Annotated in this window: 20 protein-coding genes; 9 read left to right on the top strand and 11 right to left on the bottom strand. The window is 62.9% G+C overall.

Going from position 1 to position 25,401, the window contains the following annotated elements; all coding sequences use genetic code 11:
* The first annotated feature begins 171 nt into the window (after window positions 1-171).
* Window positions 172-525, top strand: coding sequence for a sugar transferase (locus QWY76_RS02090; RefSeq protein WP_435388946.1), 354 nt, complete (start codon window positions 172-174; stop codon window positions 523-525).
* A gap of 735 nt (window positions 526-1,260) precedes the next feature.
* Window positions 1,261-2,667, top strand: a complete 1,407-nt coding sequence (locus QWY76_RS02095; RefSeq protein WP_290309452.1) for a mannose-1-phosphate guanylyltransferase/mannose-6-phosphate isomerase — start codon at window positions 1,261-1,263, stop codon at window positions 2,665-2,667.
* 387 nt (window positions 2,668-3,054) lie between these two features.
* Here QWY76_RS02095 and tviB read toward each other — a convergent pair whose 3' ends face one another.
* On the bottom strand, window positions 3,055-4,341 hold the full coding sequence (gene tviB / locus QWY76_RS02100; protein ID WP_290309453.1) for a Vi polysaccharide biosynthesis UDP-N-acetylglucosamine C-6 dehydrogenase TviB: 1,287 nt from the start codon (window positions 4,339-4,341) through the stop codon (window positions 3,055-3,057).
* A 711-nt stretch (window positions 4,342-5,052) separates the two neighbouring features.
* Between tviB and QWY76_RS02105 the strand changes: the two genes are divergently transcribed.
* Window positions 5,053-6,060, top strand: coding sequence for an NAD-dependent epimerase (locus QWY76_RS02105; protein WP_290309454.1), 1,008 nt, complete (start codon window positions 5,053-5,055; stop codon window positions 6,058-6,060).
* A gap of 970 nt (window positions 6,061-7,030) precedes the next feature.
* On the opposite strand, the gene QWY76_RS02110 is transcribed toward QWY76_RS02105, so the two are convergent.
* The 6 genes from QWY76_RS02110 to leuS form a co-directional block, all read right to left on the bottom strand.
* Window positions 7,031-7,456, bottom strand: a complete 426-nt coding sequence (locus QWY76_RS02110; protein WP_290309455.1) for a DUF488 domain-containing protein — start codon at window positions 7,454-7,456, stop codon at window positions 7,031-7,033.
* Entirely contained in the window at window positions 7,453-8,292 is an 840-nt protein-coding gene (locus QWY76_RS02115) for a PA2778 family cysteine peptidase (protein ID WP_290309456.1), read from the bottom strand. Before QWY76_RS02115 ends, QWY76_RS02110 begins: the two co-directional genes overlap by 4 nt.
* A gap of 147 nt (window positions 8,293-8,439) precedes the next feature.
* Entirely contained in the window at window positions 8,440-8,835 is a 396-nt protein-coding gene (locus tag QWY76_RS02120; RefSeq protein WP_290309457.1) for a PA2779 family protein, read from the bottom strand.
* Window positions 8,836-9,101: 266 nt separating this feature from the next.
* Window positions 9,102-10,160, bottom strand: coding sequence for a DNA polymerase III subunit delta (gene holA / locus QWY76_RS02125; protein ID WP_290309458.1), 1,059 nt, complete (start codon window positions 10,158-10,160; stop codon window positions 9,102-9,104).
* Between the two features lie 10 nt (window positions 10,161-10,170).
* On the bottom strand, window positions 10,171-10,662 hold the full coding sequence (locus tag QWY76_RS02130) for an LPS-assembly lipoprotein LptE (protein WP_290309459.1): 492 nt from the start codon (window positions 10,660-10,662) through the stop codon (window positions 10,171-10,173).
* A 19-nt stretch (window positions 10,663-10,681) separates the two neighbouring features.
* Window positions 10,682-13,276 carry a leucine--tRNA ligase gene (gene leuS, locus QWY76_RS02135; RefSeq protein WP_290309460.1) on the bottom strand — a complete coding sequence of 865 codons (2,595 nt, stop codon included), beginning with the start codon at window positions 13,274-13,276 and terminating at the stop codon, window positions 10,682-10,684.
* A gap of 230 nt (window positions 13,277-13,506) precedes the next feature.
* On the opposite strand from leuS, the gene QWY76_RS02140 reads away from it, so the two are divergent.
* Window positions 13,507-14,028: a zinc ribbon-containing protein gene (locus QWY76_RS02140; RefSeq protein ID WP_290309461.1), complete on the top strand. Its 522-nt coding sequence runs from the start codon at window positions 13,507-13,509 to the stop codon at window positions 14,026-14,028.
* A gap of 121 nt (window positions 14,029-14,149) precedes the next feature.
* Here QWY76_RS02140 and QWY76_RS02145 read toward each other — a convergent pair whose 3' ends face one another.
* From QWY76_RS02145 to QWY76_RS02160, 4 genes are all read right to left on the bottom strand, one after another.
* Window positions 14,150-15,247 carry a GNAT family N-acetyltransferase gene (locus QWY76_RS02145; protein ID WP_290309462.1) on the bottom strand — a complete coding sequence of 366 codons (1,098 nt, stop codon included), beginning with the start codon at window positions 15,245-15,247 and terminating at the stop codon, window positions 14,150-14,152.
* A gap of 331 nt (window positions 15,248-15,578) precedes the next feature.
* The gene (locus QWY76_RS02150; RefSeq protein WP_290309463.1) at window positions 15,579-16,169 is read right to left on the bottom strand and encodes a sugar transferase; all 591 of its coding nucleotides are present in this window, start codon (window positions 16,167-16,169) and stop codon (window positions 15,579-15,581) included.
* 391 nt (window positions 16,170-16,560) lie between these two features.
* Window positions 16,561-17,892, bottom strand: coding sequence for a hypothetical protein (locus QWY76_RS02155; RefSeq protein WP_290309464.1), 1,332 nt, complete (start codon window positions 17,890-17,892; stop codon window positions 16,561-16,563).
* Between the two features lie 106 nt (window positions 17,893-17,998).
* Window positions 17,999-18,895, bottom strand: a complete 897-nt coding sequence (locus tag QWY76_RS02160) for a LysR family transcriptional regulator (RefSeq protein WP_290309465.1) — start codon at window positions 18,893-18,895, stop codon at window positions 17,999-18,001.
* Between the two features lie 304 nt (window positions 18,896-19,199).
* Between QWY76_RS02160 and leuC the strand changes: the two genes are divergently transcribed.
* The 5 genes from leuC to QWY76_RS02185 all read left to right on the top strand — a co-directional run bounded on the left by leuC (window position 19,200) and on the right by QWY76_RS02185 (window position 25,248).
* Complete coding sequence (gene leuC, locus QWY76_RS02165) at window positions 19,200-20,657, top strand: 3-isopropylmalate dehydratase large subunit (protein ID WP_290309466.1); 1,458 nt, start codon at window positions 19,200-19,202, stop codon at window positions 20,655-20,657.
* A 3-nt stretch (window positions 20,658-20,660) separates the two neighbouring features.
* A complete protein-coding gene (leuD, locus tag QWY76_RS02170) occupies window positions 20,661-21,314 on the top strand; it encodes a 3-isopropylmalate dehydratase small subunit (protein WP_290309467.1) in 654 nt (217 codons plus the stop codon).
* Window positions 21,315-21,537: 223 nt separating this feature from the next.
* Window positions 21,538-22,617 (top strand): 3-isopropylmalate dehydrogenase, encoded by a 1,080-nt coding sequence (leuB, locus tag QWY76_RS02175; RefSeq protein WP_290309468.1) that lies wholly within the window; start codon window positions 21,538-21,540, stop codon window positions 22,615-22,617.
* 259 nt (window positions 22,618-22,876) lie between these two features.
* Entirely contained in the window at window positions 22,877-23,359 is a 483-nt protein-coding gene (locus tag QWY76_RS02180; RefSeq protein ID WP_290309469.1) for a lasso peptide biosynthesis B2 protein, read from the top strand.
* Window positions 23,356-25,248, top strand: coding sequence for an asparagine synthase-related protein (locus QWY76_RS02185; protein ID WP_290309470.1), 1,893 nt, complete (start codon window positions 23,356-23,358; stop codon window positions 25,246-25,248). Before QWY76_RS02180 ends, QWY76_RS02185 begins: the two co-directional genes overlap by 4 nt.
* Window positions 25,249-25,401 lie beyond the last annotated feature (153 nt).

A 25,401-nucleotide genomic window follows, 5' to 3' on the forward strand; every position in this document is an offset into this window, starting at 1 on the left:
TCAATCAACAGGATACGCCACCCTTCCTACCTTCTCCCGTACACCAGAAATCACCATAGCTCAGTTGTCTCCTGGCCAGAACGCACTCAAGTGCGGCTTCGACATACTGGGGCGGCTGCAGGTCTGATACTGACCTTCTGGTTGATAGCGCTTGCATGACTGCTGGCCGCGCTGGATACCCGGCAGAACGGATGGTTTATGCGGCAGCATGGAGGCCCACATGGCAAGTTGTTCATGATTATCGTGAATTGCACAATGCGGCCACCCACCGTGCGTATCATGACGGTGACCGCCGGCAACGACACGCGTAACACTCCGCTTTGTCGCTTCTTCCGCAGCCTCTGGTTGAATGAGCCGCCGCAGCTGATTATCGTCCTGTTGGGGCAGATGAGCCCTGCGGGCCTGCGACCGGATATGCCCGGTTTTGCCGGTTGGCTGGAAAGGGAACAGCGGGCAGTTCTGGGCCTGCGTCGCGTCATTACCGGGCCGGCGATGCTGGCCTATCGCAATGGGAGTCGCGGCTGACCAGCCAATCGGATCTGGACCGCTACAGTCGTGAGATGCTCTGGCCTGATAAATTGCGGTTGAACCTGGAATATATGCGTCACTGGCGTCTATCGCGGGATATTCGCTATATCCTGCAGCCAGTTTCTGGCTTCACATCGGTGCTCATGAGTGTTCGGGAGTGAAATGTAGGTGAGGGGGCCCGTAGATTCCTAGGGACTAGTCATGAATCGTCTGGATCCGTGACTTCATCACATTGTTGCACACATCGCTGGCAGAAGGCTGGCATGGTATGCCATGCATAGTCGCCACCAGCGGCCACTATGCATGGCACAGGGTGGCGCCCCCATGTTGGCCCCGACTCACTTCTGCACCCCTGAAGAGTCGGTAACTTGATGTAGGTCACCCGAGTGAACCAGGCCGCGGCCTTTATCAAGATATAACGCTCTTAACGTACCTGCTCGTTGTCTTGTCGCAGGCGTCGTAACTCGTGCGGCTGATCGCTGGTAAGGCCGTCGAAACCATGCTCTGCATCTTGGTCAACTTGTTCCTCCTGGTTGTGAATAGTCTCGTGGTTGGCTTGAACTCTTGGGTGAGTTCTTTCGGGATCCGGCCTGTCTAGACCAGCGAAACGATCTCTGCCGGAATTCAACGGGATTGAGCGCACGATACATGGGCTTGCTGGACGTCTCTCAAAGGGGCAAGTGCCCGCCGAAGCGGTGCAACTCCAACTGACGAAGAAAAGGAGTTTACGCAATGATTACACCGGTCGTCTTGGCAGGGGGCAACGGTTCACGTCTCTGGCCATTGTCGCGCCAGATGCATCCCAAGCAGTTCCTGCCGTTGACTGGTGAGGGCAGCATGCTGCAAGAGACCTTGGGACGTCTTGCTGGTCTTGAGCACCGTGCGCCTCTACTGATCTGTAACGAGGAGCACCGCTTTCTGGTGGCCGAGCAATTGCGCCAGCAGGGCGTGGCCAATGCCCGTATTCTGCTGGAGCCAGTGGGGCGCAATACGGCTCCGGCGATTGCGCTCGCGGCGCTGCAGGCGGTAGCGTCGGAACCCGATGCGCTGCTTCTGGTGCTGGCCGCCGATCACCTGATCACCGATGTGGCCGCTTTCCACGCCAGCGTGGCCTGGGCCCGAGCATTGGCCGAGCAAGGGCAACTGGTCACTTTCGGGGTAGTGCCTACACACGCCGAGACAGGTTATGGCTATATTCAGCGCGGGGAAGCACGAGGCGGCATGGGGTTCCGGGTCGAGCGTTTCGTCGAGAAGCCCGATGCCACCACCGCGGCAGACTACCTGGCGACCGGTGATTATTACTGGAACAGCGGCATGTTCCTGTTTCGTGCCAGTCGTTATCTGGAGGAGTTGGAACGTTTCCAGCCTTCCATGGTGAGTGCCTGCCGGGCGTCGCTGGAAGGGGCGGCGGCGGATCTCGATTTTATTCGCTTGGATGCCGAGGCCTTTCAGGCCTGTCCGGCAGACTCCATTGACTATGCGGTGATGGAGCGTACCGAACACGCCTGCGTGGTGTCCCTGGAGGCGGGGTGGAGCGATATTGGCTCCTGGTCGGCGATATGGGAGGTCAGTGAGCGCGACGCCCAAGGCAATGCCTGTCAAGGCGATGTGCTACTTCACGATAGCCATGATCTTCTGGTGCACGCCGACCATCGACTGGTGGCCACCGTGGGCGTAGAGCATCTGGTGGTGGTGGAGACCAAGGATGCCGTGCTGGTGGCCAGCAAGGATCGCGTGCAACAGGTCAAGCAGATTGTGGAGCGGCTCGAGGCGGAGGGTCGCAGCGAGCATGCCAGCCATCGCGAGGTGTACCGTCCCTGGGGAGTGTATGACAGTATCGATCAGGGGAAGCGGTACCAAGTCAAGCATATTACCGTTAAGCCTGGCGCCAAACTTTCGGTGCAGATGCACCACCATCGTGCCGAGCACTGGGTGGTGGTGTCGGGAACGGCAAGAGTCACCAATGGCCAAGAGAGTTATCTGGTCAGCGAGAATGAGTCCACCTATATTCCCATTGGCCAGGTGCATGCCCTCGAAAACCCCGGCAGGATTCCGCTGGAGCTTATCGAGGTGCAGTCGGGTTCCTACTTGGGCGAAGACGACATCGTACGGTTTCGCGATCAGTACGGGCGCTGTTGAGCAGTGTGGGTTTCCCTAGGGGCTTTCTCGTGTTGCAGCCGATCAGCGGAAGCGAGCGCTATAGTATCTCCGTATCACTGGAACTACCTCGATGCAGCTTGAGACGATTTTACCGGACGAATGGATCCACTATGCCACTACAGGGCCATGTGTGCCGGGACAACCATACCAGGCTGACCGGACCGATGAGCATCGGCTATCTCGATCTCAACGGAAACGAGTTGAGGAGTGACTTTCGGATCGGTGCACCTGCTGGGTGTGTGTTGTGAGGATTTATGCGCTCTCAAACGGATCCGACTGGCTTGGCGTCGTTCTTCATGTTTTTCTGACAACTGCTTCACTATCAGGGGAGAGACGTAGCCGGTAGTGACTGCTGCAAGCGCCTCTTCACAGCCGCAGATCCGCATCCCCATTACTTAGCATATACTTAAGGTCGTAGAGCACATGCTGCGGCTTTCCCCAACTGCGTATGCGCGCCGTACCCAGGTCATGAAACTCCCGATGGGCCACGGCCAGGATCATGGCATCATAGGCGCATTCCTCGGGGGCGTCCACCGGACGGATGCCGTAGCGACGCACGGCTTCATCGATATCAGCGTGGGGATCGTAGACATCCACGCATACATTGAAGTCGGCAAGTTCGTGAATGATATCGATTACTCGAGTGTTGCGCAGGTCGGGACAGTTCTCCTTGAACGTCAAGCCCAGCACCAGGACCCGTGAGCCTTGCGCATGGATGCGCTGCTTGATCATCTGCTTGACCAGTTGCCCCGCCACATAGGCCCCCATGCCGTCATTGATACGTCGGCCCGACAGGATGACTTCGGGGTGATATCCGACCTGCTGAGCCTTGTGAGTCAGATAGTAAGGGTCGACACCGATGCAGTGGCCACCTACCAGACCGGGCCGAAAGGGAAGGAAGTTCCATTTCGTGCCGGCCGCTTGCAGAACTTCCTCCGTATCGATGTCCAGTCGATTGAATATCATTGCCAGTTCATTGATCAGGGCGATATTGACATCACGTTGGGTGTTCTCGATGACCTTGGCGGCCTCTGCGACGCGGATCGAGCTGGTGCTGAAAGTACCCGCTGTAATGATCGATGAATAGAGCGCATCGACGAACGCTGCGATCTCTGGGGTAGAGCCTGAAGTGACCTTCCTGATCGAGTTCACGCGATGTTCCCGGTCCCCCGGATTTATGCGCTCCGGGCTGTACCCGGCGAAGAAATCGACGTTGTAGGTAAGCCCCGAGACGTGCTCGATGATGGGGATGCATTCTTCTTCAGTAGCCCCAGGATATACGGTCGACTCATAAATCACGACGTCGCCACGCTTTACCACTTGCCCAAGCGTCTGGCTGGCACGGATCAGCGGCTCCAAGTTCGGGCAATGCTGATTGTCGATGGGGGTGGGTACGGTGACGATGTAGACGTTGCTGTCGCGTAGCTGCTCGAGTTCACAGGAGAATGTGAGTTGCTTGGCGAGGCGCAGCTGTTCTGGTTCGACTTCCCGTGTTGTGTCAACACTATCATTGAGTTGGGCGATGCGCTTGACGTTGATATCGAACCCCAGTGTCGGATATTGCTTGCCAAACTCAACCGCCAGCGGCAGTCCAACATAGCCTAGGCCGATGATGGCAACACGTGACTCTTTTAGCGATGTTGTGATGTCCATGTTTCGGCCTCTTAATTACAATTTGCTTGGCATGATTGAAGTTGTTGAGTGTTGGTCAGTGCGCTTTCTTCGAAAGGGCTCGTGGTGTTTGTTGACTCATGGTAGTGAAGGTGATGAATGAGTACTTTTTTATATTCATGTTGCTGGTGGTGTGTAAATATGCTTCTTATTGCAAAGTAAAGTGGGGCATTTGATGTTCTCTAGCATGCCGATAGGTGTCGCAAAGGCGATCGTTTTTCCCGTTGACCCAGATGGTGTTATTAGAAAAATGTTGTTTTGTGTTTTTTGCTTTTTTTTACTTAAAGTAATCAAGGTGCTTTTATTGTTAATTCTTGTTATTAAGGGTAATGGGTGTCCTGTCTGTTACCAAGGTTATTTTATTCATCCATGAGTGGTGGTTTCTTGGTAATTTGGTGATTATGATTCGATAGGCGATTAAGAATCTTTCAGTGATATGTTCTCATGCTTGAATATGGGTTGCGTAATGCTCAGGTGTGGAAATCTCTCGGCTTACCCACTTTGTTTCAATGAGGTAGATCTGACAGTGAGGGGGAGGTAGCCAGGAGATAATGATTGGATGGTTGGACTGACTCGAATCTGGCGAGATGTAACTGCGTGGCAGGGGAGCCAGCCATACCGTATATGGCGGTATGCATGGCATATGGGATGGCACGGCATCCCGAACATCACGGCACTGGTAGAGGAACCGTAATGAAAATCTTGATTACCGGCATGGCGGGCTTTATCGGTTTCTCATTGGCTCGTAGTTTGTCTGGTCGGGGACACCAGATCGTGGGGATCGACAACCTCAGTGACTATTACGATGTCGCGTTGAAACGAGCTCGACTGGCCCAGCTTGCGGAACGTGACGACATTGCTTTCCACAGACTTGATCTAAGCGACCAGGATCACATGGCGGCTCTGTTTGCCGAACACCGCTTCGACAAGGTGGTTCATCTGGCGGCACAGGCCGGGGTACGCTACTCGCTGGACAACCCTCATGCTTATGTGGATTCCAATCTTGTGGGCCACCTCAATGTTTTGGAGGGCTGCAGGCGCTATAGCGTTAGCCATCTCGTCTATGCGTCATCCAGTTCGGTGTACGGCATGAACTCCCGGATGCCCTTTGCCACCCACGATAATGTCGATCACCCCGTCAGCCTGTATGCGGCCACCAAGAAGGCCAATGAACTGATGTCGCACTCCTACTCCCATCTCTATGATATTCCCACCACGGGCTTGCGCTTTTTTACCGTTTACGGCCCTTGGGGGCGACCCGACATGGCACTGTTCAAGTTCACCAAGGCGATTCTGGAGGGGCGTCCCATCGAAGTCTACAACCAAGGTGACATGTCGCGAGACTTTACCTATATCGATGATATCGTCGAAGGCATCGTGCGTCTCCTTGACGTCATCCCACGAGCTAATCCCAGCTGGAAGCCGGCAACGGGGACGCCGGACGGAAGTAGTGCCCCCTATGCGCTCTACAATATCGGCCATGGCAGTCCAGTTGGCCTGATGGACTTCATTCGCGCGGTGGAAGCCGCCACCGGACGCTATGCGGACTGTCGCTACCTGCCCATGCAGCCGGGTGACGTCCCGCGGACATATGCCGATACCCAGTCACTTTACGCGGCCACTGGCTTCCGGCCGCGGATCGGCGTGGAGGAAGGTGTAAGGCAATTCGTGGCCTGGTATCGGCAGTATCATGGGGTCTGAGCGGACGGCATAGAGTGTTTGTAGCTTGAAGACGAAGACTACGTCACTGTGGACGGTATCAACAGCTAGTGGTTGTGCGCTGTCGTCACATGCGTGATCGTCGCACCCTGAGGGTATTGACTCGTTCCATCATTGGCGACATGGGGCCGATACTTGCAGCGCCCTACCTGGGAGATCGTTGACAGTGCCTGGATGGGGAAGATGCGCTTTGGGGCTGTTGTTTGTGTCCCATGCTGAAATCGGATCGCTCGATATATGGCGCACCGGAAGATGGCTGGACGCCGAGGGCTTCCAGGAGATTGGCTTGCCGCTGTGGCCGATTCTGGCGGCGTGGCTGCTGATCTTGCTGCGGTGTTATGGGCCCACCTTACGTCACTGGTGACTTGGCATCACTTGGAGGAGCGGGGGGGCGCGTCCTACTGAGCGCGCTGCGAGCGTGCCAGCAATGGCGTGAATGCGCTTCCACTCGGTAATCTGTTGCTGCTCCTGGGTGGCCTATCGCGACTGGCGGCGATCGGCTTTGCATGGTCCAGTCACGGATCACGCTGTTGTGTAGGACTGAGCCGCTGGCCGATCGGGCTTGCCTCGGTGGCGGGGCTGAGCGGCTGCTCGGTCCTCAGCGTCGATCGCCGGGCATTGATGCGGCGCGAGGGATGGGTCGCCAGCCTGATGCACGAGCCGCGATAGGCGAGATAGTCCTGAAGTTCGGTTGAACTTTGCTTCAGTCGACGCCCTGTCCCTATCTTCGCATACGCCAGTAGTGGTGTGATTGGCGGTTCAGCTAGTTGCGCTTTCCCAGCCGGGCACCGCCATCGCGGCTCACTGGCTTTTACGGCAGGTTGGCGTGAATGCTGGCTCTGGTGGCGACCAAGGCGGCCTTGGTCGCGTGCTGAGGTATCACGTTGCTCGATGTGATGTCATGACAGGGAGATATCGGATAAGAATGGGGCGCTACAGTGCTCTCTCGTTGTTAATGCTCCTGACAATCTCGGTCATAGCATGGTGGCGAGCTTGGCTCCCGGTCGCCGGCATCTTCGTCCTCGAGGGACTTGAGCAGCGCCTCCCTGAGAATCGGCAGATAGGAGTCCTCGAGATCCCGTGCCGCCGAGAGCAGGGTCAGGCGTCCCTGCCGGGCGTGCCGCATCAGCGGCAGCAGGCATTCCGGGGCGTCTCGTAACTCACCTCGATAGCGGGTGGCGAAGACGGCGTCGCTGATCTCCCCCTGATGGTACTGCCGACGCAGGGCGGGGGAGGGCGAGGCATCACGATACCAGTCGGTCAGTGCCAGGGACTCCCTCCGCTTGCCCCGTGGCCATAGCCGGTCGACCAGCACCCGGGCGCCGTCTCCGGGGTCCGGCGCCTGGTAGATGCGCTTGAACACGATGTCGTAACTCATCCATCTGTCTCCTGATCGAGGGCTGCCAGCTCTTTACTTGCCCTCGCCTGCCAGGGCCCGGGAAGTGCGGCCGCCCGTGCCAGGGCCCGATGTGCCGTCTGCAGGTCCCCCTCCCGGCTCGCCAGCAGGCCCAGGTTGAGCCACGCCGGTGCCAGCTCGGGGTCGGCTGTCGTGGCGGCACGGTAGGCCGCCAACGCCCCGGGAAGATCGCCGGTCGCGTGTTGGGCATTGCCCAGGGCGAACTGCACCATCGCTGCGCCGGGATGGCGCTCGGCCAGGGCCTGCCAGGCGGGCAGGGCCGCCCGGCTGTCCTGCACTGCCTCGAAATCGGCAATCGCCCGGGTGGCGGCATCGGCGTCGACGCTTGCCGGCAGCTCGCCCGGTGCCAGGGCGACGAAGGCCCAGCGGTCGCTACGGGCCCAGGTGGCATCGAAGCGAGCGATGTCGACGGCACGCTCGGGCGTCATGCCGGTATGCAGGATCAGTGACTCGCCCGGCAGGTCGTAGCCGATGGCGACCGCATAGTGCCACAGCGGCCAGGCGGGGAGCGCCAGGTTCTGCATCACCACCACCGGATGCCCGGCCGCCAGTTCCTCGAGAAGGGCGCCGAACTCCCCCGGGAGGCGGAACGGGATCATCCCCTGGCGGCGTACCGTGGCGAGCATCTCCGGTTGCACGCTGCCTTCCCGGCCGGGCAGGAAGACCTGGGGAATGAGAGCGTCGACACCGACGTCCTGGCCGCCGGCGTTGAGCACCATGGCCAGGGACGCCGGGCCGCACTGGTAGTCACGCTGACCATGGAAGGGGACGTCGTCGAGGTGTACCCGGTCGGGCAAGGCGGCTCGAGTGGCGGGCGTCAGTTGGGGGGCGGTTGCGCACCCCGTCAGCAACAACAGATAGGCCAACATGACAAGAACGCCCGCGATGCGGGCGTTCTTGCGTTGCGGTGGCCGGAAGGGGCCGGTCATTCGCTGCCTCGGGTCTCAGCGGGTGAAGGGGTAGACGTCGGTCAGGCCGAGAATATCGGTCACCAGCAGGATGACGAAGACGGCGAAGAGGACGCCGACCACGCTGGCCCCGGCGGGCAGTTGATCGAGACGCTCGGCCATCTGGCGGGCTTCTTCGTCGGAGAGGGCGGCCACCCGGGCTTCCACCTCGGTCGGCGAGACGCCCTGGACCAGGAGCTGCTGCTGGACGTCGTCGCGGGCGAGGACTTCACGGATCTTGGCTCGATCGCTCCGGGTGGAGGCGGCGTCGAGCACGGCCGTGGTGCCGACCAGATCATCGCCGGCCGACACGGGGGCGGCGGCGACCGGCAGGCTGCCCAGGACCAGGGCGGCGATCAGGAGCGGGCTGAGGAGTCGGCTGAGTCGTTTCATGATGGCATTCCTTCTTCTGTCTCGTATTGGTCCGGCTCGGGTCCGCTCTGCATGGGGTCTCCTTATCCCATGCCGGCGGCGATGCCCCGACAGTATAGAGGATAAGTCACTGACGTTTCACGACTCTGCGTTGATTGTCCTGGGGTTGCACCGCGATGGACCGTGCCGCTACGCCCCTCTTTCGTTCGAGCGCCGCGCATGAACTATGTCATACGCTATGCATGAGGGCCCATGCCTATGGCCGGGGCGGCCAGTGTTCCAGAGGTTCAGCCGATCCGATAGGAGGAGGGCAGTTCCGCCAGCGGGCCACGGCCGCCGGCCAGCGTCAGCGCCAGGTCGTGGAGGCCGTCCCAGAGGGGAATGGGGCTCGCGCCCTTGATCGCCAGGTCCAGTCGCTGGGCGAACAGCAGCAGCTTGTGCAGGCGTTTCATGGGCAGGCGACTCAGGGCCTGCTGGTAGGCGGGGCGGCGCTTGTCGAAGATCGGGGGTTTCTGCGCCTTGCAGGCATGCTCGAGGCTCTGGCCCTGGTCCAGGTGCTGGTGAAGCGAGAGCAGCAGGCGTAGTTCGCGGGTCAATGCCCAGAGCACGATGGGCGCCTCGACCCCCTCGCCCTGCAGGCCGGCCATGATCCGGGCGACGCGGACCCGCTCGCCCTTGAGGCAGGCATCCATCAGGGTGAAGACATCGAAGCGGGCGCTGTCCTCCACGCCTCCGGCGACCTGCTGCGGCGAGATCCGCGCGCCGGGAGGGGACAGCAGGGCGAGCTTCTGCAGCTCCTGGTCGGCGGCCAGCAGGTTGCCCTCGGTGCGCTCGCCGAGCAGGCGGGCGGCATCGAGGTCCATCGTCAGGCCATGGCGACTGGCCCGGTCGCGCAGCCAGAAGTGCAGTCGAGAGGCGTCCACCGGCCAGACCGGAACGAAGAGCCCGGCCTTGTCCAGCGCCTTGAACCAGGCACTCTTCTGCTCCCGGTAGTCGAGCTTGCCGGCGGCGATCAGCAGCACGTTGTCGCTCGTCGCCATGCCCTCGGCGTACTCGCGCAGCGCCTTGGCGCCCTCCTGACCGGGCTTGCCGCTGCCCAGGCGCAACTCGATGAGCTTGCGCGAGGCGAACAACGAGAGGCTGGCCGATGCCTCGGTGAGTCGCCCCCAGGCGAAATTGGCCTCCACGTGGAGCACCTCGCGTTCCTCGATGCCCGCCCCCCGGGCGGCGCCGCGCACCGCGTCACAGGCCTCCATGTGTTGCAGGGGTTCGTCGCCGGCGACGATCACCACCGGGGGCAGTGACTTGGCCAGGGCCGGTTCGAGCTTGTCGGGAAAGACCTTCACGATACGCCCTTCATGCCTCGGCGAGCGGGCGCAGGCGGTCGAGCAACTGGCGGGCGGCCTCGCGGCGCAGTCGCTCCTTGACCGCCTCGCGCTGCTCGTCGCCGGCCAGCAGGTTGTCATCGCTGACGTCGAAGCGCTCGCTGACGTCCAGGGCCTGCTGGTCGAGACGATAGGCGCCATCGGCGCGCCGCTGGATCGAGAAGGGCACGCGCAGTGTCATCTCGTGTTCCTGGCTGCCCGAGTCGAGCACGCTCAGGCTGCGCTCCACGTATTCCCCGGCGCCGAGGTTGAGCACCAGGGGGGCGTCGTCACGCACCTGGGTGCCGGCGGCCTCGAGCCGCTCCGTGGCCACCCGCCGGAACTCGCCCTCGCTGCCGGCGATGGCCAGTGCCTCGAGGCGCAGCGCGGAACGACCGTACCCGCGCAGGTGGAAGCCGCAACCGGCCAGGGCCAGGGAGGCACCGGCGGCGAGACTCAGGCGAAGCAGGGTGCGACGTTGCATGGAAGCTCCTTTCCGGCCCTTAGCCGACGACGATGTTGACCAGCTTGCCGGGCACCACGATGACCTTGCGCAGCGTCTTGCCCTCGACATGGCGCTGGACGTTCTCGGCTGCCATGGCCTGGGTCTCGACGGCCGTCTTGTCGGCATCGGCCGGGACCTCCAGGCGAGCGCGCAGCTTGCCATTGACCTGGACGACCAGCTCGATGGTGTCGCGGGTCAGGGCGGATTCGTCGAGTGCCGGCCAGGCGGCATCGATGGCTGGCTCGTCATGGCCGAGCTCGGCCCACAGCGCGTGGCAGGCGTGGGGGGTGATCGGCGCCAGCAGCAGCACGCAGGCCTCCACCGCCTCGCGGGCCACGGCCAGGCCCAGCGGACTGGTGTCCTCGCCGTCGTTGTGGAAGCGGCCCAGCGCGTTGGTGAGTTCCATCACCGCGGCGATGGCGGTGTTGAAGGTGGTGCGCCGGCCGATATCGTCGCTGGCCTTCTTGATGGTCTCGTGGGTCTTGCGGCGCAGCTCGCGCTGGGGCTCCTCGAGGGCGCTGACGTCGAGCTCGCCGGGCGTGCCGGCTTCGAGGTGCTCGGCCACCAGCCGCCACAGGCGCTTGAGGAAGCGGTGAGCCCCCTCGACGCCGGAGTCGGACCACTCGAGCGACTGCTCGGGGGGCGCGGCGAACATCATGAACAGGCGCACGGTATCGGCCCCGAAGCGGTCGATCATCGCCTGGGGGTCGACGCCGTTGTTCTTCGACTTGGACATCTTCTCGATGCCGCCCATCTCCACTGGCTGGCCATCGCTCTCGAGCACCGCACTCAGCGGGCGGCCCTTGTCGTCGCGCTTCACCGCCACATCGGCCGGATTGAACCAGTCCTTGCCGCCGTTCTCGGTGGGCCGGTAGAAGGTCTCGGCGATCACCATGCCCTGGGTCAGCAGGCGCTGGAAGGGCTCGTCGGAGTCCACCAGGCCGAAGTCGCGCATCAGCTTGTGGAAGAAGCGCGCGTAGAGCAGGTGCAGGATGGCGTGCTCGATGCCGCCGATGTAGAGGTCCACCGGCAGCCAGTAGTTGGCGCGCTCGTCGAGCATCGCCTCCGGGTTGTCGGCACAGGCGAAGCGCGCGTAGTACCAGGAAGACTCCATGAAGGTGTCGAAGGTGTCGGTCTCGCGCACCCAGCCGTCGCCCAGGTCACTGAATGCGGGCATCTTCTTGAGCGGCGAACCGGAGGCGTCCACGGTGACCTCCAGCGGCAGCTCGACCGGCAGCTCGGCGTCGGTGAGCGGCACGGTCTGGCCCTCGGGGCCGTACTTGACCGGAATCGGCGCGCCCCAGTAGCGCTGGCGGGCCACGCCCCAGTCACGCAGGCGGAAGTGGGTCTTGACCTCGCCGTGGCCCTGTTCGGCCAGCCTGGCGGCGATGGCGTCGAAGGCCGCCGGGAAGTCCAGGCCATCGAACTCGCCGGAGTTGATCAGCACGCCATAGTCGTCATGGGCGCCCTCGCTGAGGTCCGGGGCCTGGCCATCCGCCTCGGCGATCACCGGCTCGATGGGCAGGGCGTACTGGTTGGCGAACTCCCAGTCCCGCTGGTCGTGGGCGGGCACCGCCATGACCGCGCCGGTGCCGTACTCCATCAGCACGAAATTGGCCACGTAGATCGGCACGCGACGACCGGTGAGGGGATGCACGGCCTGGTAGCCGGTGTTCATGCCCTTCTTTTCCATGGTGGCGAGCTCGGCCTCCGAGGTGCCGCCATGGCTGCACTCCTCGAGGAAGGCGGCAAGTTCGGGGTTGTCCTCGGCGGCGGCGCGGGCCAGCGGGTGAGCGGCCGCCACGGCCACGTAGGTCACCCCCATCAGGGTGTCCGGGCGGGTGGTGTAGACCCGCAGCGGCTCCAGCGCGGTGTCCTCGTGGTCGGCGACGTCGAAGGCCAGCTCCACGCCCCGGGACTTGCCGATCCAGTTGCGCTGCATGGTCTTGACCTGCTCGGGCCAGTCGAGCTTGTCGAGGTCAGCCAGCAGTTCCTCGGCGTAGTCGGTGATCTTGAGGAACCACAGCGGGATCTCCTTGCGCTCCACCGGCGCGCCGGAGCGCCAGCCGCAGCCGTCGATGACCTGCTCGTTGGCCAGCACGGTCTGGTCCACCGGGTCCCAGTTGACGGTGGACATCTTCTTGTACACCAGCCCCTTCTCCACCAGCTTGGTGAAGAACCACTGTTCCCAGCGGTAGTAGTCGCTGTCGCAGGTCGCGAACTCACGGCTCCAGTCGTAGGCGAAGCCCAGCGCCTTGAGCTGGTCGCGCATGTAGTCGATGTTCTGGTAGGTCCACTTCGCCGGCGGCACCTGGTTCTTGATGGCGGCATTCTCCGCCGGCATGCCGAAGGCGTCCCAGCCCATCGGCTGCAGGACGTTCTTGCCCTGCATGCGCTGATAGCGGGAGACGACGTCGCCGATGGTGTAGTTGCGCACATGCCCCATGTGCAGCTTGCCGCTGGGGTAGGGGAACATCGACAGGCAGTAGAACTTCTCGCGGCCGGCGTCTTCCACCGCCTTGAAGCACTGGTTCTTGTCCCAGTAGTACTGGGCGTCGCGTTCGGTGTCAAAGGGCTTGTATTGTGCGTCCATCGCTGTCTTCGGGTACCTTGCTAGTCGAGAGCAGCGCCCGGGGCGCTGCGCATGTCAGCGGGCCTTGTCCGGCGTCAAGGTTCGCCCCGTCGAGGCGGGGAACCCATTGATTCGCCGTCGGCATGTCGTCTAAATGGAAGAACCGTTGGGTCGCAAGGATACCCCAGCACGGCAGGCCCCGGCTATGGTGGCCTGGCCACCAGGCCCAGTGCGGACACGAGGAGACCAGCATGAGCGAGCACAAGGATCCGCAGCATCAGGACCATCGGTTGAGGGACGCCTATGAGCGGGTGCTGTCCCGTCTCAAGGAAGGCGCCGGCGAACTCAATCGGGAGAACCTGCAGAAGGAACTCGACGAGGCCGTGGAGTTCGAGGCAGATGTGGAGGAGTTCACCCGGGACGAGCTGTCGCTGCTGCGCGCCTGGGTCGAGCGCGACCTCAAGGAGATGCGTCGCTACCTGGGCGCCGGCGGCGAGGGCGTGGCCAGCTGGCTGGGCATCGACCTCTCGGTGCTCTCCCGCAAGGTGATGGAGTCGCTGCTGTCCATCGCCGACCGCAGCCTGGTCGAGCGCGAGCGTCTCGAGGAGGACCTGGAGGCCTCACGGGCCGACTACACGGCCGGCGAGATGGCGGCTCCTGGGCGCATGGCCTGCACCCACTGCGAGGCCATCGTCGAGCTCGAGAGCATCACCCGTATCGAGCCCTGTCATCAGTGCGGCCATCGCTATTTCGTGCGGGCACCCCTGGACTGAGCCTCGCGCATCCTGCGGGCGACGCCGACAGGGCAACCGGTCAGTGATTCGTTTGCCCCGTGGCGATCGCCTGCTCGCTCCGGGCGGTGAAGATCAGCTTGCCGCCCACCGACACCCCTTATCAGGCATCGACGGGGAGAGGCCTGGCCGTGCTGTACCATTGATCGACGGCCACACCGGGCACGCTTCGGTAACTCGGGAAAAACCCCGGGTCGAGGGTGTCTCCGGTCTTTCTCGCCGAGGCGATGGCCAGACGTTCCAGGTACCCATATGCCGCTGGATCCACGATGATGTTTGCCACCCTGTAGGGCATCGTGAGGTCCGAGAATCCCGACTTGAAGTACAGGAGCGGGTCGTTGTTACCGCCGAGCCCGCCTCCCAGCATGAACCACTCCGCTCCTTTCGCGGTGGCATCGATCCGCACCTTGTCGTAGAGGAGCTTGCTGGGAGAGTAGCTGTAGAAGCTGGGTAGCGTTCCTCCCAGATGGTATTGGACGATTGTTTCAGTAAAGATGAAGATGCCTGTGCACACCATCCTGCCGTCCATGAAGACGCCATACATCTTCGTCTCGAAGTCCCTGGCAGTGACGATGCGGCGATAATATTCCCTGCTGAAGAAGAATTGGTCCTTCGCATTGCGGAATCGCATCGTCTCTTCGTAGATGGTGATGAAGTCCTCCAGATGATCGAGCGGCTCGACCTCCCTGCAAATACTGCCCATGCGCGTCAGTTTGTTGATCCCCCGTTTCAGGCTTGCCCTGAATTTTGTTCTCTGCTCGTCTAGCGGGACTCTGAGATCAATGGGGATGGTGGTGCCGATAGTCCTGGTTTCCCCTAATTCCTCGAGGATCGGGTCGTGCCCGACCAAGGGGTTGAGGCGGGAGAAAATCGAGACGATCCGTTGATCGTGGCACCAGCGGATTATGTGGTGCCTCCATTTCGACTCGTCGGCAGTGCTTATCACTCCCTTTGCCAGGGGGCCAGGATACCCGTATGCCGAGGTGAGGTCTCGCCACTGCCTGTTTCCCGCTTTGAAGGTGCGCAACAGCAACGGCCAGCATATGCTGCAGGTTTCGCTTTTATAGACGAAAAGAACAGGCTCTCCCTCCCCGTTCTGCCTGCTGATGTCGTGATAGTCCCAGGTATGATAGAAGTCATAGCCCTTGAACGCGGTTAACTCCTTTCTCCATTCCTTCTCGGTGGATACGATATTGAACATGTCATAGTCCTCGTGGCATGGGTCCTATACCGATCTACGCATTGTCTGAAAACTGCCAGAGCTCGCCCATCCGGCGTTAACAATCGGCTCGTGCGCGAGGCTGGTCAAAGTACTCATTGACACCGCCTAAACTCTCACGCGAGCCTGTCCGCCTTTCGATTCGTGACATCCATGTCGCTCGCTCTGCGAGCAGCGCTGCTGCCCAATGCGGCAGTCCTTGCCGATATGCCGTCGACTCTTGCCTCGTGCCCCACATGGATGTGGGAAGTGCGTTGGCCCGCCGGGAGCGGGCCTAGCCCTGGCCATCGCTCGCCGACTTTTCAGACGAAGCCTAGTTTCCTGTGAAGTCTTCCATCGTCGCGTGCGTTTCACTTGAAATGCCGCTTCTTTTCAACACGCTCTTGGCTGTGAGAACGAGGATGCGCAGGTCGAGGAGCAATGTCCGGTTATCGACATACCAGACGTCGAACTCGAACTTTCGCTGCCAGGAGATTCGATTGCGTCCGTTGACTTGCGCCCAGCCCGTGATGCCGGGACGTACATTGTGACGTCGCGCCTGCTCGTCGTTGTACAAGGGGAGGTATTCCATGCAGAGCGGGCGGGGGCCCACCAGGCTCATGTCGCCCTTGAGCACATTCCACAACTCGGGGAGTTCATCCAGGCTGGTCGCGCGCAGCCACGAGCCGAAACGGGTCAAGCGCTGTCCGTCAGGCAAGGGCTCGCCTGTATCGTCAAGCGCCTCCCGCATGCTTCTGAACTTGATGATCTCGAAAGGAGAACCGTTCAGGCCAGGGCGTAATTGCCGGAACAGCACCGGGGAGCCGATCATGAAATACACCGCCACTGCCAGGCTGCAGAACAGGGGTGCAAGCAATGCCAGGGCGAAAGATGATATCAAGATATCAAACGTTCTCTTTACCATGCCGTACTCTCTCTGCTGGCAGGTAGGTCGAGTCCCTCGAAGGCATGCTGGAGGAGGGTCGCGCTCCCTGTGCTGTGCTCGCCAGTGAATATGTATCTACCATGTAACAAAAAGATACAGCGTGTGATGGAGTTTGCACGCATGATTATGCTCATTCTTTATTGCTACGGCGCTATGGTTCGAGCCTGGGTGCCGTCGTCGGGGAGGTCGGCCGTGTGCCGCTGGCGCTGACCACGAGGCGTTCTCTGCGGCGCGCCGTCGGGACACCGATAGCGGGGTGTGGGGCGGCATCATCGGTGAGGGGCGGCGGGGCGGCGAGGGGAATCACCGCCACCGGGCAGGCCGGTCCCGATGCTGGCGGGGCTCAGGCGGCTGCAATCATGGCGCCGATTCAGGCCATCACCAGGATGCCTGTCACCACCAGGGCCGCCATGATCAGCGCATAGCGCAGGTTCTCGCGCATCATTCGGGTGCCGCTGACGCCATAGCGCCCCTGCAGCGAGAGATTGATTCCCGACAGTGGCCCGACGCTGGTGCCCACTGCCCAGGCCGCCAGTGCCGTGAAGGCGAACAGCGTCTGCTGACCATCCGCCAGCTCGAGCACCGAGGCCAGCACCGAGACCCCGATGATCGGGTGCAGCCCGGCCACGGCGCTGGCCAGAATGGCCAGGAAGCTGAGGGTGGCCTCGCCGGCGCCGAAGCTCTCGAACAGCGTCCAGCCGCCCTCGGTGGCGGCGTCGGCCAGGGTCGAGAGCCCCAGCGTGAGCAGCCCTGCGCACAGGAACAGCGATATCTCGCCGCGCATGGCCGGCAGTCGGGTCAGGGTGTGACGATGCAGCCGTCCCAGGGTCCAGCGTGGCCCGTGAATCAGGTTGGTCGCCAGCGCCGTGCCCGGCATCAGGAAGGTGATGATGGCGACGATCGATAGCGCCGGCGTCAGGCCGAAGTGGAAGCCCATCACCAGCGCCGCCATGACGACCGGCAGCAGCAGGCTCCTCGGCGCCATCGAGAAGCCGGCGGTATCGCTGAGGTCGAAGCGGCGAGGCAGTTCGATCAGCGTCACCAGGCCGGCGCAAAGTGCCAGCGGCAGGCCGTGGGCCAGCACGGTGGCGTAATCCATCGCCGGCGCGAGGGTGATGACGATGCCCATGGAGGCGAAGAAGGGCGACCATAGCGCGGCGCTGGACAGCCCCCGGTTGAGCGCCAGCAGCTGGGGCGTGGTCAGCGGGGCGCGTCGGGCCAGGCGGTCGCCGACCATGAACACCGTCGACAGGTTGAGGATGGTGCCGAGCAGGTGTACGCCGAGCCAGGTGCCGGCCAGGCCGCGTCGCCCGGTGACCGGCGGTCCGGCGGGGGGCGAGTGTCCACGCCGGTTGCCGATCAGGCCGATGAAGCTCACCCCCACCAGCATGGCCACCACCTGGGTGTTGCCATCCAGCATGCTGGACCAGTCCACCCCGGCCCCGTAGCCAAACCTCGCGATCAGCAGCAGGCCGATGCCGATGCCCGCCAGCAGCCCCGCCTGGCGGCGGTTGCGCCGTGGAAGGTCGGGCCACAGCAGGGCGGTGCCCAGCCACAGGGCGGGGCCGGTCAGTGCCTCGATGGCGGGCCACCAGGCCAGGCTCGCGATCCGCGACAGCAGGCCGACGAGAATCGCCAGGCCGGCCAGGGCATGGCGGGGGGCGACCTGGGCGGAGGCCGCATCGGCGCTCTGGGCGGACATGGCGAGGTTCCTGGTTGACGGGCGGGAGTGAAAGGTCAGCGACAAGAAACATAGCATCCTAAGCAAGTCCTCGGATTGCCTCAAGGAGGCGCCGGGGCTTGCTGATTCAGCTTGACCACTGCCGCGCGTCCTCCTCCCGGGCCTCATCGAGTAGCTCGAGCATGGCCCGGGCGGCGTTGGACAGGGTGCGGCTGCGATGCACCAGGTAACCCAGGGGACGCTGGATGGGGGGATGATCCACCTCGAGCACGTGCAGCTCCCCGGCCACCAGCCCCTCCGGCAGCAGGCTCCAGCCGAGGCCGATGACGGTCATCATCTTCAGCGTCTCCAGGTAATTGGTGGAGAGCGCCACGGGGAGCCGGAGGCCGGCGGCGGCGAAGCGGCCCTCGATCAGGCCGCGGGTGAAGGTCAGCGGGCCGGGCAGCACGGCGTCGAAGTCGCACAGCTCATGCAGCCCCAGCCGGCCGCGGTCGACCAGCGGGTGGTCCGGGGCGCAGACGAAGCACAGCCGGTCGACCCACACCGGCACCACCTCGAGCTGGGTGTCCGGATGCGGCGCCAGGGTCACCACGGCGATCTCCAGCTCGCCGTCGAGCACCCCCTGATAGGCCTGTTCGGAATCCAGGAAGTGCAGGTCCAGCCGGACCTCCGGGTGGCGGCCGGTGTAGGTCTTGAGCAGCGGCGGCAGGCGGTGCAGGCCGATATGGTGGCTGGTGGCCAGCGTCAGGCTGCCGGCCACCCGCCCCTCCAGGTTGCCCAGCGCCCGGCGGCTGTCGTCCACCATCACCAGGATCTGCCGGGCCCGGGGCAGCAGCAACCGGCCGGCCTCGGTCAGCGCCACCCGGCGGCCGATGCGGTCGAACAGCCGGGCGTCGATCTGTCCTTCCAGTACGGCGATGCGCTTGCTCACCGCGGGCTGGGTGAGGTGAAGCTGCTCCGCGGCCCGGGAGAAGCTGCCGGTGTCGGCCACGGCGAGAAAGGCCTGCAGGCTCTGGGTGTCCATGGCGTGTCCTCTTGCGGCTCGATGAGTATTCCCGAAAGGAATCCATTGAATAAATAACATGAATTGCTTTTATGTGCTTGCCGCGTGACACTCTCGTCAAAGCGCGACCTAGAACCAAGATTGCGCAGGGTGACTGTCCCTGATGCCGGGGGCAGGCCGCAGAGGAGGTCCTACGCCAGGCACGGCGTCGTGCGCGCCCCCGGATGGGGTTGCAGCGCCTCCTCTCAGGTCTGTCGCCGGTGTCACACAGGCCCACCCGATGACCGACCGGACACGCACAGGGCCGCAGGCCCGGGAGAACGAGATGGCAGGCCAGACACTCTACGACAAGTTGTGGTCGCAGCACCTGGTGAAGGAGCGCGACGACGGCACCGCCCTGATCTATATCGACCGCCAGCTGCTCCACGAGGTGACCTCGCCACAGGCCTTCGAGGGCCTGCGCCTGGCGGGGCGCAAGCCATGGCGCCTCGATGCCAACCTGGCGACCCCGGACCATAACGTGCCGACCACCCTCAAGGAGCGTGCCGAGGGCAATGCCGGCATCGAGGATCCGGTGTCGCTGATCCAGGTGCAGACGCTGGACGACAACTGCGCCGAGTTCGGCATCGAGGAATACCGCATCAACGATCCCCGTCAGGGCATCGTTCACGTGGTGGGGCCGGAGCAGGGCGCCACCCTGCCGGGCATGACCGTGGTCTGCGGCGACTCCCACACCGCCACCCATGGCGCCTTCGCGGCCCTGGCCCACGGCATCGGCACCTCGGAGGTCGAGCACGTGCTGGCCACCCAGTGCCTGCTGGCGCAGAAGATGAAGAACATGCAGGTGCGGGTGGAGGGGACCCTCGGCGCCGGCGTCACCGCCAAGGATATCGTGCTGGCCATCATCGGCCGCATCGGTACCGCCGGCGGTACCGGCTATGCCATCGAGTTCGCCGGCAGCGCCATCCGCGAGCTGTCCATGGAAGGCCGCATGACGGTCTGCAACATGGCCATCGAGGCCGGGGCCCGGGTCGGCCTGATCGCCGTCGACGACACCACCATCGATTACCTCGAGGGGCGCCACTACGCCCCCGCCGGTGAGCAGTGGGAGGCCGCGCTGGCCGACTGGCGCGCGCTGGTCTCCGACGCCGACGCCGAGTTCGACAAGGTGGTGACCCTCGAGGCCGGCGAGATCGAGCCGCAGGTCTCCTGGGGCACCAGTCCCGAGATGGTCACCGGCATTGGTGGCGAGGTGCCGGACCCGGCCGAGGCCGCCGACGAGACCGCGCGCACGGGCATCACTCGCGCCCTCGAATACATGGGGCTCGCCCCGAAGCAGAAGATCACCGATATCCGCCTCGACAAGGTGTTCATCGGCTCCTGCACCAACTCGCGCATCGAGGACCTGCGCGAGGCCGCCAAGGTGGCCCGCGGCAAGAAGGTCGCCGATTCCATCAAGTTGGCGATGGTGGTGCCGGGCTCCGGCCTGGTGAAGCGCCAGGCCGAGGAAGAAGGCCTCGACAAGATCTTCCTCGAGGCCGGCTTCGAGTGGCGCGAGCCGGGCTGTTCCATGTGCCTGGCCATGAATGCCGACAAGCTGGGCGCCGGCGAGCACTGCGCCTCGACCTCCAACCGCAACTTCGAGGGTCGCCAGGGCTACGGCGGGCGCACCCACCTGGTCAGCCCGGCGATGGCCGCCGCCGCCGCCATCGCCGGCCATTTCGTCGACGTTCGCGACTTCGGCGACGCCGCCAACGACGCCACCCAGCAGCAGGAGGCCTGAGCCATGCAGAAATTCGAACGCCTCGACGGCCTGGTCGCGCCGCTGGACCGCGCCAACGTCGACACCGACCTGATCATTCCCAAGCAGTTCCTGAAGTCGATCCAGCGCACCGGCTTCGGCGTCAACCTCTTCGACGAGCTGCGCTACCTCGACGAGGGCCAGCCGGGCCAGGACGTGTCAAATCGTCCGCTCAATCCCGACTTCGTGCTCAACCAGCCGCGCTACCAGGGCGCCAGCGTGCTGCTGGCCCGCCAGAATTTCGGCTGTGGCAGCTCCCGGGAACACGCGCCCTGGGCGCTGGCCGACTTCGGCTTCCGGGTGGTGATCGCGCCGAGCTTCGCCGACATCTTCTACAACAACGCCTTCAAGAACGGCATCCTGCTGATCAAGCTCCCCGAAAGCGTCGTCGACCGGTTGTTCGCCGAGGTCGAGGCCTCCGAGGGCTATCGCCTCGACGTGGATCTCGAACAGCAGCGCGTCGTCACGCCGTCCGGCGAGATCCTCGAGTTCGAGGTTGACGCGTTCCGCAAGCACTGCCTGCTCGAAGGCCTCGACGATATCGGCATCACCCTGCAGAACGAGGATGCCATTCGCGATTTCGAGCAGAACCATCGCGAGGCGCGGCCCTGGCTGTTCCGCGACGAGGCCAGTGCCTGAGGTCGGGAGCAGGGTTCGAAGGGCGCCTGGGGGATTTCGTTTCAACGGCGAGTGTTGATCCAGGCCTGCCTCTTAACGCACATGGCAGCGGAGCGTCGGGGGCAGGCCAAAGAGGAGGTCCTGCGCCATGGATGGCGCCGGTAGCGCCCAGGGATGGGTTCACAGCGCCTCCTCGGCGGCCTGCGCCCGAGTCAGCTCCTCTTACCCCAGCAAGGAAGATACGATGACACGCAAGATTCTGGTTCTCCCGGGCGACGGCATCGGCCCGGAAATCACCGCCCAGGCCAGCCGGGTGCTGGTCGCCTGCCAGGCCCGCGGGCTGGATATCGAGGTCGAGGAAGCACCGGTCGGCGGCGCCGCCTATGACGCCGAGGGCTCGCCGCTGCCGGAGAGCACCCTGGCCAAGGCACGCGCCGCCGACGCCATCCTGCTCGGCGCCGTGGGCGGGCCCAAGTGGGACAAGCTCGAGGACATCAGCAAGCGCCCCGAGAAGGGCCTGCTGGGTCTGCGCAAGGAGCTCGGCCTGTTCGGCAACCTGCGCCCGGCGCTGCTCTATCCGCAGCTGGCCGAGGCCTCCAGCCTCAAGCCCGAGCTGGTCGCCGGGCTCGACATCATGATCGTGCGCGAGCTCACCGGCGGCATCTACTTCGGCCAGCCGCGGGGCATCGAGGAGCGCGATGGCCAGCGGGTCGGCTACAACACCTACGTCTACTCCGAGGCGGAGATCGAGCGCATCGGCCGGGTGGCCTTCGAGATGGCGCAGAAGCGCGGCAAGAAGCTCTGTTCGGTCGACAAGGCCAACGTGCTCGAGGTGACCATGCTGTGGCGCGAGGTCATGGAGCGGCTGGCGCCGGAGTACCCGGACGTCGAGCTGTCGCACATGTATGTCGACAATGCCGCCATGCAACTGGTCCGAGCGCCCAAGCAGTTCGACGTGGTGGTCACCGGCAACATGTTCGGCGACATCCTCTCCGACGCCGCGGCCATGCTCACCGGCTCGATCGGCATGCTGCCCTCGGCCTCGCTCAACGAGTCCGGCCAGGGCATGTACGAGCCCTGCCACGGCAGCGCCCCTGACATCGCCGGCCAGAACATCGCCAACCCGCTGGCGACCATCCTCTCGGTGGCGATGATGCTGCGCTACTCGCTGGGTGAGGCCGCGCTGGCCGAACGCATCGAGGCCGCCGTGGGGCAGGTGCTCGACGATGGCCTGCGCACCGCCGACATCGCCTCGAGCGGCACAGAGACGGTGACCACCGAGGCCATGGGCGACGCCGTGCTGGCGGCCTTCGACGCCATCTAGACAGTCGGTTGGTCATCTCTCAGGAGCGCAGCTTCCTCTGAACGTTCGGCTGTGCCTCCCGCCTCTTTTGGTCATCGCGATCTTGTGATTGCCCCCAGGGCGCCTTCCAGGCGCCCTGGGGCGCACGATATCGCCGGTAACGCCGGCGTAGTCGTCATCTGATGGAGGGCCTATCGGTGATTCCGGAAAGTGCAGTGGGGCAGGGCTTGTCTCGACTATGATGTGATATATCAGGTCGAATTCGTGTAGATGGGCCGCTGTGAAGACACTCCGCCACTTCTTCGATTTACCCGGGATTCGAAAGGCCCTGCTCCTTGAAGCTGCCTGCTGGCTGGTGTTGGCAAGGCTGTTGGTCCGCTTCCTGCCATTCAGGTCATGGTCACGTTGTCTGGGTATCCAGATGCCCGGTCTGGGGGAGGTTGAATGGGTTGATGCGGATAGCGACGCCCTGGCGAGGGAAATCTCGCGGACGATTACTGGCCTCAATCAGCGACTGGGTGGGCGGTTTACCTGCCTGATGCTTGCCATGGCGCTTCACTGGATGCTCAGTCGTCGACGCATTTCCAGCAGCCTGGTGCTCGGGGCTCAGAACGTGAAGGATGTCAATGAACGACTTACCCTAAAGGCGCATGCCTGGGTAAGAGTGGGCTCGGGCGTCGTCCTCGGTGATATTGGCGATCAATATGCCCCGATCTCCAGCTTCGTTCGCAGTTTTCGGCTGCCGGAGGACCCGGTCCGGTGAGTGCGATTCTCGGACGCATTCATTTTTCCGCAAGGCCGGTGGACCCGGCAGCGTTTGGCGCGGCGCTGGCGACACTGGATCATTACGGGCGAGAAGGGGCCAGTATGAGGGTCGAGGCCGGGGTCGGCCTCGGTTATCAACGCCTCGATGTCTCGCCGTCATCGGTGCATGAGTGCCAACCCCTGGGGGATGGCCACTTCGCTATCGTAGCCGATGCCATTCTCGATAATCGAGACTCGTTGTGTGACGAGCTTCACATCGAATCGCATAGGCGCTCGCTGATCCCGGATAGCCGGCTGCTGTTGCTCGCATATCGTCGCTGGGGAAGGGAATGTGTCCAGCGACTCGTGGGTGACTTCGCCTTTGCCCTCTGGGATGCCCGCGAACAGGTACTGTTCTGTGCCAGGGACCATATCGGAGCAAGGCCATTCTACTATCACGCCTACGGCGAGTGTCTCGTGTTCTCGACGGATATTCGGGCGCTTGCATCCTTTTCGGATCTATCGCTGGTTATCGACGAAACCCGAGTGGCTGAGTATCTGCTCTGGCCGCTTGGCTGCCGCGAAGCCAGTTTCTTTCAAGGCGTTTATCCCCTTCCCGCCGGCCACTGCATGTGCGTGGACCGGCATGGTGTCCGTCTGTGGGCCTACTGGCAACCCGCTGACGTCCCAAGCATCCGTTACGCGAGGCGCGAGGACTATATTGGGCATCTCCGAGAGTTACTGGAGCAGGCGGTGAGCGATCGCCTGTGCTCATCGTATCCGGTTGGCTCCCACCTGAGCGGTGGGTTGGACTCTGCCGGGGTAACGATTCTAGCCAGTCGACTGACGCGGGCAAGGGGGGAGAGGCTGGACATGAGTTACAGCTGGTCGCCCTCCATCAATAGCGACTATCCATTGATCGCTCACAATCGTGATGAACGTAGGGTGATCGATGAGATCTGCCATCGGGAAGGTATCCATTGCCTCTATGGTACGACCACGGGGCAAGACTATCTGGACTACCTCAGGCGTGATATTGCCCTGGAGGGTACTACCGACCTGTTTGAGGAACATGGGGTCATGCGGCAGGCCGCGCAGCGGGGTACCCGAGTCATGCTCTCGGGCTGGGGGGGAGATGAGTCGGCCACTTTTGGAGTACGCGGTTATCCCGGTTATCTATTGAAGCGTGGCAGGCTGGTGCGTCTACTCTCGATCGCGCACAAGGCCGTTGGTGGGTATCATCGCCCCAGGAAGTTGGCCGGTTTCCTTTGGCGTGAGTGTCTGCTGACGCTGCTTCCCGATTGTGTTTATGCCCGTTACAGTCCCTATCTGAGGCCTGATCAGCTACAGTTCCTGTATCGGCCGGACTTCGTTGAGCGATTTGCCAGCTTTTCTAGCTATCGATCGCCGGCATGGAGAGAGTATCCCGATCCAGTCGCCATGCAGGCCTTGTTGCTGATGAATGGGCACCTGGCGTCCCGCATGTCGACCTGGGCGCATTGGTCGGCCCGGCATGGCATCGTCTACCGCTACCCTCTCACTGACCTTCGCTTGCTGCGCTTTACTTTGGGACTCCCCCCCGACCTGCTGTGGTACCGTGGCCAGGCCCGTAGCCTGTATCGTAGGGCTCTGGCCGGCTTGCTCCCGCGAGAGGTCAGCAAGAACGACACTGTCAATGAACGTAAGCGCATGAAGGTCCGAGCGGAGTGCTGGACACTACTCGCAGAGGAGGCGGCTAAGGGAGCGTTTCAGGGTGAGTGTCGATGGTTGGACATGCCTGCCTTTCACACCAGGATCCTCGAAGCCCCACCCGAGATGTCATCGAATCAGCAGATGCTGCGTTTTCTTCCCCTGTGTTCTGCCGTTCAAGTGTGGCACCTGTGGAAGCATTATTTTCTAAAGAGTTGATGTTTACTTTTGTCATTTTTTCTTGCTATCACTTTAGTTTGATTGCATGTTTCTTGACTTTTGATGGTTTTGTAACGATATTTTACAGAGGCGCCACAGGTTGGGCTTGCAGGATGTGGGTGGCGTGCTATTACCTCATGAGACCCACTTTTG

This window comes from Halomonas maura, from assembly GCF_030409305.1.
GTDB classification, from domain to species: domain Bacteria; phylum Pseudomonadota; class Gammaproteobacteria; order Pseudomonadales; family Halomonadaceae; genus Halomonas; species Halomonas maura.

Bases quoted from the DNA above. Each gene is read 5' to 3' on its own strand.
- QWY76_RS02095 (WP_290309452.1), top strand. From the start codon at position 1,261: ATGATTACACCGGTCGTCTTGGCAGGGGGCAACGGTTCACGTCTCTGG.
- tviB (WP_290309453.1), bottom strand. From the start codon at position 4,341: ATGGACATCACAACATCGCTAAAAGAGTCACGTGTTGCCATCATCGGC.
- QWY76_RS02105 (WP_290309454.1), top strand. From the start codon at position 5,053: ATGAAAATCTTGATTACCGGCATGGCGGGCTTTATCGGTTTCTCATTG.
- QWY76_RS02110 (WP_290309455.1), bottom strand. From the start codon at position 7,456: ATGAGTTACGACATCGTGTTCAAGCGCATCTACCAGGCGCCGGACCCC.
- QWY76_RS02120 (WP_290309457.1), bottom strand. From the start codon at position 8,835: ATGAAACGACTCAGCCGACTCCTCAGCCCGCTCCTGATCGCCGCCCTG.
- QWY76_RS02130 (WP_290309459.1), bottom strand. From the start codon at position 10,662: ATGCAACGTCGCACCCTGCTTCGCCTGAGTCTCGCCGCCGGTGCCTCC.
- leuS (WP_290309460.1), bottom strand. From the start codon at position 13,276: ATGGACGCACAATACAAGCCCTTTGACACCGAACGCGACGCCCAGTAC.
- QWY76_RS02140 (WP_290309461.1), top strand. From the start codon at position 13,507: ATGAGCGAGCACAAGGATCCGCAGCATCAGGACCATCGGTTGAGGGAC.
- QWY76_RS02145 (WP_290309462.1), bottom strand. From the start codon at position 15,247: ATGTTCAATATCGTATCCACCGAGAAGGAATGGAGAAAGGAGTTAACC.
- QWY76_RS02150 (WP_290309463.1), bottom strand. From the start codon at position 16,169: ATGGTAAAGAGAACGTTTGATATCTTGATATCATCTTTCGCCCTGGCA.
- QWY76_RS02155 (WP_290309464.1), bottom strand. From the start codon at position 17,892: ATGTCCGCCCAGAGCGCCGATGCGGCCTCCGCCCAGGTCGCCCCCCGC.
- QWY76_RS02160 (WP_290309465.1), bottom strand. From the start codon at position 18,895: ATGGACACCCAGAGCCTGCAGGCCTTTCTCGCCGTGGCCGACACCGGC.
- leuC (WP_290309466.1), top strand. From the start codon at position 19,200: ATGGCAGGCCAGACACTCTACGACAAGTTGTGGTCGCAGCACCTGGTG.
- leuD (WP_290309467.1), top strand. From the start codon at position 20,661: ATGCAGAAATTCGAACGCCTCGACGGCCTGGTCGCGCCGCTGGACCGC.
- leuB (WP_290309468.1), top strand. From the start codon at position 21,538: ATGACACGCAAGATTCTGGTTCTCCCGGGCGACGGCATCGGCCCGGAA.